Origin of the sequence: Miniimonas arenae (genome assembly GCF_006351005.1) — a bacterium.
GTDB lineage: Bacteria > Actinomycetota > Actinomycetes > Actinomycetales > Beutenbergiaceae > Miniimonas > Miniimonas arenae.
The window spans coordinates 39,659-48,414 of sequence record NZ_VENP01000023.1 but is presented as its reverse complement, the minus strand read 5'-3'; the positions used below and the strand labels follow the sequence as shown (position 1 = coordinate 48,414).

Here is an 8,756-nt window from a genome sequence, read left to right as displayed (position 1 = left end):
TCGACCTCTACCCAGGCACCGACGCGCCGACCGACCCCGCGCCTGCCCGGCAGCCGGCTACACCCTCAACTGGGAAGAGCCGGATATGGGGCGAACCGCAAGGCCTCGGCGAGTGTGGGCCAAGGCGCTGCTCAGCCCATTGCTGTGCAAGACGCCGATAATGTGCATTATGTCAGTTCCAAGATCTGACGTCCGGGGTGACACCCCCCGCGTCTCCCCTGAAGCCACCGCGGCGACGCACCCGAACTCAGTCGCGGGCCTCCCCGAGCGTGACCTCTCTGGGCAACGTATCGTCCGACGTCGGGTCAGCACGAACGAAGACGGCGGTCTCGCTCAGCTCCATGCCGCCGGACAGGACATAGACGCCGGCCGTCGCGCCCGTGATGTAGTAGTCGCTGTCGTCGGCTCCCTCGAGCCCCATATGAGTCAGGTACAGCAGATAGACACCGCCCGGCTCGAGGGTAAGCATCGGCGCGTCGGCGTTGTCGTTCCTCCCCGTCTGCCACACACGGACGAGCGAGCCGGACGTCGTGACGTTGGCATCGTCGGTGCTGCCGTGCGCCAACACCTCCAGAACTTCCGCCGTTGAGACGGTGAGGTCCGGCCAGTCCCGTGCTGGAGAGTCGACGTCCTGCGGGTCGGTACGTCCCACGATCACCAGATCGCTCGCCTGCGAGATCTCGTTGAGGCTCGCGAACAGCTCGTGTCGAGACGCAGAAGTCGACGAGGTGCCGCATGAAGAGACCAGCCCTGCCACCAGGGCCCCGGCGGTCAGTGCCGCACAGCGTGACGGGCGCACTCGCATGGCCAGCAGTGTGCTGCATGCCCGAGCTCGCCGTCGCCCACCGCAAGGCCTGTCTGCACGCTCGCGACAGCAGCAAATGGGGTGCGACGGGTAGTTTGATCTCATGAAGGCCCCGATCGATTTGGCCCGGCTCGAGCGTGACGCCGACGGCCGACTCGTAGCGACGAGCACCACCGTGGTGACCGACGACGACGTGTTCGCACTCATCGACTCGGGTCGTCGGTGAACACCATCGTGGGCGCCTGACGTGCCCGACCGTTCCGAGATCGTGTGCCTCTGCGGGTCGACGCGTTTCGTCGAGGAGATGGCCGCCGCGAACCGCGATCTCACGTTCGCCGGCGCGATCGTCGTCGCGCCAGGTGTGTTCAGTCGAGCTGACGGCCTCGGCGGGGGCGAGCCGATCACAGCCGAGCAGAAGGCCGCTCTGGACGCCCTGCACCTGCGAAAGATCGACCTCGCCGACCGTGTCCTGGTGGTCAATCCGGGCGGCTACATCGGCGAGTCCACCAGCCGTGAGATCGCCTACGCCCGCGCCAACGGTAAGCCCGTCTCTTTCACCGGCTCGACTCGATTACACGATGACCCGGCAGCTCGCTGAAGAAGGCCGAAGCCGAAGTCCAGTTCGAGCCGCGCGGGAGGTCGCGGCCGCGCTCGCTGGCGTCGCGAGCATCTTGGCTGCGGGAGCAGCCTGGAGTCTCTGGGACATGCTCCCCTTCCCCGACACCAGCACGATCGTCGCGCTCCTCATCAGCGTGTCGCTGTCATTCATCTCGGCGGTGATGTGGCGTGCCGGAGCGTCGCGCGCTGACTCCTCGTCAGTCGTACGCACGTGCGCGTTCTGGGGCTTCGCGGCCTCGGCGACAGCAGTTCTGCTCCTGCTGATGGTGCTGGTCGGGGAGATTCCGGACGCGAGGCCCTGGCTCAGGGCCGCGGTCGCTCTGGCGGCTCCGGTCTTCGCATGCCTCGCTGCGGCCAAGCGCGTCACGCTGACGTGGTTCGGCGTCTCCCTTGCGCTCTTCTCCGTGTTGCTGTGGACCGCGGTGGTCGTCCTCCACCAGCACAACTGGCTCAGCCCTTACCCTCAGTGAACACGTCCTCCGAGGACGTCGACCGTCACTGCTCGCGGTACGCGGGCACCAGTGACGCGGTGGAGCAGTACCGCAGCGTGTCCGCCGCGACCGACGTGTCCCCCGGACCCAACGGGTCCACGTAGGTGGCCAGGTAGAACCCGTAGTCGGGGAAGTGGGAGACGAGCGGGTTGTCCTCGAACGACCGGAGCTGCGCGACGGCGTACTCGGCGTCCTCGACGTTCCCCAGGTCGTACTGGCTCACCGCCTCCGACAACCAGGCACACTGCCAGTCGAGCGCCATCTTCGCCTTGAAGTAGCCCTCCTCGTACCAGACCTTTGTCGGCTGTGACGCACCGTCGGGGAGATCGTCGCCCGACTCCAGCGCGGAGATCTGTGACTCCAGCTCCGGGAACGCCTCGTTCAGCCCCCACGTGGAGCCGGGAGGCATCGGGAGGATCGGCTCGGCTTCTGCGCGCTCCTGCGCCGACTGCTCCCTGGCCTCGCGGAGGTTGGTCCTCAGCTCCTCGAGCCAGCCGATGCTCGCCGCGCTCAACGTAGGCACGCTTGTGACGGTAGCCGCCGATGTCGTCGGTGCCGACGCGGGCGAGGGCGACTCAGCGCTCTCCGCCGTCCCTCCCGTCGCGACCGCGCACGCCGACAACCCCCACGCCACCATCGCCACGGTCAGTGGGAGCGACCCCCGCCTCATCCTCGACACCCTCTCCTGAGCTCCACCCCGCCTCGTCGCGGGCCTGGACCCCATCTTGCGGCAGAGGTGCGCAGGACCGCGCGCCCTCACCGCAGCCGCACGCCGACCTCCGCTGCGATCCTCTCCACCATCACGGTGAGTCGCTCGACCCGAGCGGGCATGGTGTGGCGATAGCTCGCGATCGTGAGCAGGCCGGGACCGACGAACGCCCACGCCCGGGCACGGGTCCACGTCGCCTCGTCCGCCCCGGCGGCGTCCCGGAAGACCTCTCGAGCAGGGTCGTCGAAGATGCTCCACGCGTAGAGCAGGTCCACGGACCTGTCTCCCACACCAGTGCCGCCGAAGTCGACGACGCCGGCGAGCTCGCCGTCGGGCCCGACGAGAAGGTTCTCCTCCGAGAGGTCGGTGTGCACGACACACGCCGCCCCCGACCCTCCCGGGAGCTCGCGCACCCGACGCCACGCCTCGCGGACCCCGGACGGGTCGAACAGATCGGCCAGCGCGTCGGCCGCGTCCTCGGCCCACCTGTCGATCGCGTCGGTGACCGGCTCTCCGCAGCGGTAGCCCCAGTGCTCGGACCCGGCGGGCACGTCGGGTGGGTCGACGAGGTGCAGGCTCCGGACGAACGCGCCCAGCGACCGGGCCAGGCGCGCCTACCGCGGCCCGTCCAGCGAAGTCGGCAGCGGCAGCTCGCCCGGCACCCAGGTCACCACCGTCCACGGCCGGGCGAAGAGCACGCTCGGCCCGCCCACGGCGACCACCTCGGGCACGGCCACGGGCAGGTGAGGCGCGAGGCGCGGCAGCCAGTGCAGCTCGTTCTCCAGGTCCCAGACGTAGCGGTCGGACCGCGGCAGGCGCACGGCCAGCGCGTCCCCGACCCGGAACACCCAGTTGCTGCTCCCCTGGGTCTCGCTCGCCCGCACGGGCAGGTCGGCCAGCTCAGGGACCTGCTCCCGCAGCAGTGCGGAGACGAGATTCGGGTCCGGAACGGCGTCCGCCGGCCGAGCAGTGGGTGCGCTCACCTCGCGATGTTGGCGGAGTCGCCCGCCGACGCCGTGTCTATTTCGACGCGGTGAGGCGCCCGACGGCGAGCTCCACCTCCCGCGCATCCCGCGCCTGCGCGTCGAGCGCACGATGGATCGTGAGCCCCTCGATCAGCGCGTCCAGCATGCGCGCGGTCTCCGGATCGAAGTGGCGCTCGAGCGCCGCCCGGCTGCGAGCCATCCACGCCGTCGTGAGGTCGCGGTACGCGGCGTCGCGCGCCGCGAGCGTGTAGAGCTCGTGGGACAGCACGAGCTCGCGCTGGCTGGTGAACACGTCCTCGAGGATGAGGGCCACGACGGCGTCGCGCGCCTCCTCGCGCGACCTCGCCTGCGCCATCCGCGCCTCGAACCGATCGCTGACCGTGGTCGCGAACCGCGCGAACGCCTCGTGCAGCAGCTCCCCCATGCCGTCGAAGTAGTACGTCATGGCGCCGAGCGGCACGTCGGCCTCCGCCGCGACCCTGCGGTGGGACGTCCCCGCGACGCCGTCGCGTGCGATGACCTTGAGGCACGCGTCGACGATGCGGTCGCGTCGGCCGGGGTCGTTGCGCCTGCCCTGGCGGGAACCCCGGCGTGACGTCTCGCCCGGACCACGTGAAGCCGACCCCGACGGCGAGCGCTCCTCTCCCCCACGCGACGCCGACGGCGAGCGCTCCTCTCCCAGGGCGGGCTCGCCGTCGTGCATGGTCGTCACAAGACGTGACGCTACCCGGAGTGTGTACGTACGTCCATAAACGTGCGTACGATGGACCGACCGCACGACGCCCTCGAGAGGCCCCGCTCGATGTACTCCCTCCTCCTGGCGATCATCTACGTCGCCTTCGTCAGCCTCGGGCTGCCGGACTCCCTCGTCGGCTCCGGCTGGCCCGTAATGCACGAGGACCTCGCCGTCCCGCTCGCCTACGCAGGCATCATCACGATGCTCATCGCGGGCGGCACCATCGCCTCCAGCCTCCTGTCGGAGCGGCTCACCCGCCGGTTCGGCGCCGGCCTCGTCACGGCGGTCAGCGTCGGCATGACCGCCGCGGCGCTGCTCGGCTTCTCGGTCACCGGATCGTTCTGGGTGCTCTGCCTGTGGGCGATCCCGTACGGGCTCGGCGCCGGTGCCGTCGACGCCGCGCTCAACAACTACGTCGCCCTGCACTACGCCGCACGCCACATGAACTGGCTGCACAGCTTCTGGGGCGTCGGCGCCTCGATCAGCCCCTTCGTCATGAGCCACGCGATCACGTCCGGCCTGGGCTGGTCCGGCGCCTACCGCATCATCGGCGTGGTGCAGGTCGTGCTCACCGGCCTCCTCCTCGCGAGCCTCCCGCTGTGGGGCAAGGTGCATCCGCGCGTTCCCGCGCACGACGCCGAGCCCTCCACGCACGACGGCGAGCCCACCTTCACGCACGACGGCGAGCCCGCCCCCGCGCACGAGCCCACCACGCGCGGTGGTCACGTCCCCCTGGCGACCGCCCTGCGGATCCCCGGCGTCCCCCTGGTGCTGCTCGCCTTCTTCGCGTACTGCGCACTCGAGAGCACCTCGATCCTGTGGGCGTCGACCTACCTCGTCACCGATCGCGGCGTGACGCCCGCGACCGCGGCCGCCTTCGCCTCGCTGTACCTGCTCGGCATCACCGGCGGTCGCTTCCTCGCGGGCTTCGTGGCCGACCGCGTCGGCGATCGCGCCCTCATCCGCGGCGGTTTCCTCACGGTCGCGCTCGGCGTCGTGCTCATCGCCCTGCCGCTGCCGACGCCGGTCCTCGCACTCGCGGGACTCGTCGTCGCCGGCCTCGGCAGCGCGCCGATCTATCCCGCGATCATCCACTCCACCCCGGTGAACTTCGGCCGCAACAGCTCCCAGGCCATCATCGGTATCCAGATGGCCGCGGCCTACAGCGGCTCGACCTTCATGCCGCCGCTGTTCGGCGTCCTGTCGGGCTGGGTGGGCCTGTGGATCTTCCCGCTGTTCGTCGGCGTCCTCGCGGTCCTCGGCCTGGTCATGTCCGAGCGGCTCAGCGGGCTGGTCGCTCGTCGTGCCTCGACGTCGGTACCGTCGAGCGATGCCGCCGCCTCCCGAACCCCCTGAGGAGCCGCTCGCCGGCGGGAACGCGAGCGGCGCCGTCGTGCGCGTGGGTGACACGGTCCGCAAGCCGTGGACCGAGGCCACTCCGACGGTGCTGGCCTACCTGCACCACCTGCGCGGACGCGGCGTCGACGCGCCGCGCCCCCTCGGCCGGGACGAGCGCGGACGCCTCGTGCTCGAGTACGTGCCGGGCGAGCTCGCGATGGCACGGCAGCCGCTGGACGACGCGCTCCTGCGACGCGTCGGTGGCCTCGTGCGGTCGATCCACGACGCGAGCGTGGGCTTCGCCCTGCCTCGCGAGCACCCCGTGCTGCTGCCCGCGGCGGAGCCGGACCTCATGTGCCACCAGGACCTCGCGCCCTGGAACCTCGTGCTCGACGGCGAGCGCCTCGTCTTCATCGACTGGGACGGCGCAGGACCGAGCTCACGCCTGTGGGACCTCGCCTACGCCGCGCAGTCCTTCGCGCACCTGGTCGACGGCGAGCGCCCGGCCCACGCCGCACGCCGCCTTGCCGCGTTCGTCGACGGGTACGGGGCCGACACCGCGCTGCGCCGCGCCCTGCCCGACGCGATGACCCAGCGCTGTCGGGCCATGTACGACCTGCTGCGGCGCTCCCACGAGTCGGGCGTCGAGCCGTGGGGCTCGATGTACACCAGCGGTCACGGCGCGCACTGGGCGGGCGCCGCAGGGTACGTCGAGCGGCACTCGGCCGCCTGGGCGGACGCGCTCGCCGTCGAACCCGGCTCGTCTGGTGCGCCTGCCGCGCCTGGTGCGCCTACGGCGCCGGGGATGCCGCCGCGCGCTGGTTGAGCCGTGCCGCCTGCAGCACGAGGTGGTCGCGCTCCGCCGCACTGGTCGCCGCCCGCGCCGCCTCGGCGTACAGCGCGGCCGCGGTGACGAGGTCGCCGTCGCGCTCGTGCAGGTGCGCGGCCACCGCGGCGTACCGCGGCAGCCCGGGGTCCAGCTCGTCGAGCGCGGCGAGCCCGGCGCGGGCCCCGTCCGCCTCCCCGACCGCGACCGCGCGGTTGAGTCGGGCGACGGGGTTGGGCGTGAGGCTTACCAGTTCGTCGTACCACTCGACGATCTGCACCCAGTCGGTCTCCGCCGTCGTGCGGGCGTCCGCGTGCAGGGCGGCGATCGCCGCCTGCGCCTGGTACTCCCCGAGGCGGTCGCGGGCGAGCGCCGACTGCAGCAGTGCGACGCCCTCCGCGATCGCGGCGGTGTCCCAGCGGGTGCGGTCCTGCTCGGCGAGCGGCACGACGGCGCCGTCCGCCGTTCGCCGAGCCTCTCGCCTCGCGTGGTGCAGCAGCATGAGGGCGAGCAGGCCGAGCACCTCCTCGTGGTCGACGAGCGCCGCGAGCTGCCGCGTGAGGCGGATGGCCTCCGCCGCGAGGTCGACGTCGCCCGAGAACCCCTCGTTGAAGACGAGGTAGAGCACCCGTAGGACCGTCCCGACGTCGCCGGGCTCGTCGAGTCGCACGCCCGCGACCGTCCGCTTGGCGCGGCTGATGCGCTGCGCCATCGTCGCCTCGGGGACGAGGTACGCCTCGGCGATCTGCCGCGTGCTGAGTCCCGCGACCGCGCGCAGCGTCAGCGCGACGGCCGACGCGGACGTGAGGCTCGGGTGGGTGCACAGGAAGTACAGCGTGAGCGTGTCGTCGTGGGCGGACCCGACGGGCGCCGCGGGCTCGCGCTCCACGCGCAGCTCCCGCTCGCGCCGCGACGTCTGGGCCCTGGTGGCGTCGAGGAACTTGCGCCACGCGACCGTGACGAGCCACGCCGTCGGGTCCCGCGGCGGATCGCTCGGCCAGCGGCGCAGCGCCTCGACGAGCGCCTCCTGCGTCGCGTCCTCGGCGGCGGCGAAGTCCGCGCCGCGGCGGACGAGGGCCCCGATCACCGACGGCGTGAGCGACCGGACGAGGCCCTCGTCCACCGCAGTCACTCCGTGACGGTCGGCGGCTCGCTGAGGAAGGGCCGCAGCTCGAGCCACTCGTGGATCGGCCGGCCGCCCGCCCCGGGTGCGGAGGACAGCTCCGCGGCGAGCTCGAGGGCGCGCTCGCGGGAGTCGACGTCGATCGCCATCCAGCCCGCGATCAGGTCCTTCGTCTCGGCGAAGGGGCCGTCGGTGACCGGCGGGCGACCCTCGCCGTCGAACCGCACCCACGTGCCTTCGGGCGCGAGCGCCTGCGCGTCGACGAACTCCCCCGACTCCTCCAGCCGCGACGCGAAGTCCTGCATGAACTGGATGTGCGCCGCGACCTCCTCGGGCGTCCAGCGGTCCATCGGCACGTCGTTCTCGGCGGCCGGGGCGCCGCGGTAGTGCTTGAGCAGGAGGTACTTGGCCATCGTCGGCTCCTTCGATCGATGCGGCCATTCTGGCCGCGCTCATCCGGGGGACGAAGCAGCGCGGCGGATCTCGACATCTCCGGCGCCACTGCGTACGAGAGGTTCTTCCCGGGTCGGCGCGGCGTGTCAGCGTCTCCTCGACATCACGCCGAAGTCACCCCGAGCTGCCCGAGTCACCCCGCCGGGAGCTCGTGGCCCCGTCGGGCGAGCTCCGCGCGAGCGTCACGGAGCGCGAACCACGGCTTGGCGGTGAGGAACGGCACGAGGTCGACGATCGACGGCGTGCGTTCGAGCAGGTCCGCCACCGGAAGGACGACGGCGCGGCGCACCTCCGCGGCGAACGCGGCCTCGGGCATCGTGCTGCTCACCTCCTCGTCCAGCAGTGCGGTCCCGGGGACCTCGACCTCGGTCACCCCGTCGCCTCGCACCAGGCGGGTCGGCTCGACCACGCCCGTCTCCTGCGCGCGGAGCCGGAGGAGACACCGGTTCTCCGACCGGAACGACGACGCGTCCACGTCCCACCCGAGGTTGAGGTAGCAGCTCCCGCTCCCCCACGGCGAGCGCTGCAGGTTGACCACCTGGTACTCGCCCGCGGAGGTGGTCCGATACCAGCTCCGGGCGCGTTTGCGGAAGCCGCGCTGCCCGAACACCTCCGCGCACACGCCCTCGACCCGCGTCGCCGCGTCCATCCGCCGAGCATCGCACGTCCCG

The 8,756-nt window shown here is 71.8% G+C and carries 12 protein-coding genes and 1 pseudogene; 6 read left to right on the top strand and 7 right to left on the bottom strand.

Features of this window, described 5'->3' with window-relative positions; all coding sequences use genetic code 11:
• Positions 1–247 precede the first annotated feature (247 nt).
• The gene (locus tag FH969_RS07825) at positions 248–805 is read right to left on the bottom strand and encodes a hypothetical protein (RefSeq protein ID WP_139986790.1); all 558 of its coding nucleotides are present in this window, start codon (positions 803–805) and stop codon (positions 248–250) included.
• A gap of 103 nt (positions 806–908) precedes the next feature.
• On the opposite strand from FH969_RS07825, the gene FH969_RS15965 reads away from it, so the two are divergent.
• From FH969_RS15965 to FH969_RS07810, 3 genes are all read left to right on the top strand, one after another.
• The gene (locus FH969_RS15965; protein ID WP_281285352.1) at positions 909–1,031 is read left to right on the top strand and encodes a hypothetical protein; all 123 of its coding nucleotides are present in this window, start codon (positions 909–911) and stop codon (positions 1,029–1,031) included.
• Between the two features lie 21 nt (positions 1,032–1,052).
• A complete protein-coding gene (locus tag FH969_RS07815) occupies positions 1,053–1,403 on the top strand; it encodes a hypothetical protein (protein WP_139986788.1) in 351 nt (116 codons plus the stop codon).
• A 106-nt stretch (positions 1,404–1,509) separates the two neighbouring features.
• Entirely contained in the window at positions 1,510–1,893 is a 384-nt protein-coding gene (locus tag FH969_RS07810; RefSeq protein ID WP_139986786.1) for a hypothetical protein, read from the top strand.
• Positions 1,894–1,918: 25 nt separating this feature from the next.
• Here FH969_RS07810 and FH969_RS07805 read toward each other — a convergent pair whose 3' ends face one another.
• Entirely contained in the window at positions 1,919–2,437 is a 519-nt protein-coding gene (locus tag FH969_RS07805; RefSeq protein WP_139986784.1) for a hypothetical protein, read from the bottom strand.
• A 4-nt stretch (positions 2,438–2,441) separates the two neighbouring features.
• Here FH969_RS07805 and FH969_RS15230 point away from each other — a divergent pair, with 4 nt between their 5' ends.
• Positions 2,442–2,603, top strand: a complete 162-nt coding sequence (locus FH969_RS15230; RefSeq protein WP_180359718.1) for a hypothetical protein — start codon at positions 2,442–2,444, stop codon at positions 2,601–2,603.
• A 67-nt stretch (positions 2,604–2,670) separates the two neighbouring features.
• Here FH969_RS15230 and FH969_RS07800 read toward each other — a convergent pair.
• Both FH969_RS07800 and FH969_RS07795 read right to left on the bottom strand, forming a co-directional pair.
• Positions 2,671–3,507, bottom strand: a pseudogene (locus FH969_RS07800) (phosphotransferase).
• A 136-nt stretch (positions 3,508–3,643) separates the two neighbouring features.
• Positions 3,644–4,312: a TetR/AcrR family transcriptional regulator gene (locus FH969_RS07795; RefSeq protein ID WP_139986802.1), complete on the bottom strand. Its 669-nt coding sequence runs from the start codon at positions 4,310–4,312 to the stop codon at positions 3,644–3,646.
• Positions 4,313–4,372: 60 nt separating this feature from the next.
• On the opposite strand from FH969_RS07795, the gene FH969_RS07790 reads away from it, so the two are divergent.
• Both FH969_RS07790 and FH969_RS07785 read left to right on the top strand, forming a co-directional pair.
• Positions 4,373–5,701, top strand: coding sequence for an MFS transporter (locus FH969_RS07790; protein WP_246071769.1), 1,329 nt, complete (start codon positions 4,373–4,375; stop codon positions 5,699–5,701).
• Positions 5,676–6,509 carry a phosphotransferase gene (locus tag FH969_RS07785; RefSeq protein WP_139986783.1) on the top strand — a complete coding sequence of 278 codons (834 nt, stop codon included), beginning with the start codon at positions 5,676–5,678 and terminating at the stop codon, positions 6,507–6,509. Before FH969_RS07790 ends, FH969_RS07785 begins: the two co-directional genes overlap by 26 nt.
• Here FH969_RS07785 and FH969_RS07780 read toward each other — a convergent pair.
• From FH969_RS07780 to FH969_RS07770, 3 genes are all read right to left on the bottom strand, one after another.
• Complete coding sequence (locus FH969_RS07780; RefSeq protein ID WP_139986798.1) at positions 6,475–7,632, bottom strand: RNA polymerase sigma factor; 1,158 nt, start codon at positions 7,630–7,632, stop codon at positions 6,475–6,477. The genes FH969_RS07785 and FH969_RS07780 overlap by 35 nt on opposite strands.
• A gap of 5 nt (positions 7,633–7,637) precedes the next feature.
• On the bottom strand, positions 7,638–8,045 hold the full coding sequence (locus tag FH969_RS07775) for a YciI family protein (protein ID WP_139986781.1): 408 nt from the start codon (positions 8,043–8,045) through the stop codon (positions 7,638–7,640).
• Positions 8,046–8,218: 173 nt separating this feature from the next.
• On the bottom strand, positions 8,219–8,734 hold the full coding sequence (locus FH969_RS07770; protein ID WP_139986779.1) for a DUF4304 domain-containing protein: 516 nt from the start codon (positions 8,732–8,734) through the stop codon (positions 8,219–8,221).
• Positions 8,735–8,756 lie beyond the last annotated feature (22 nt).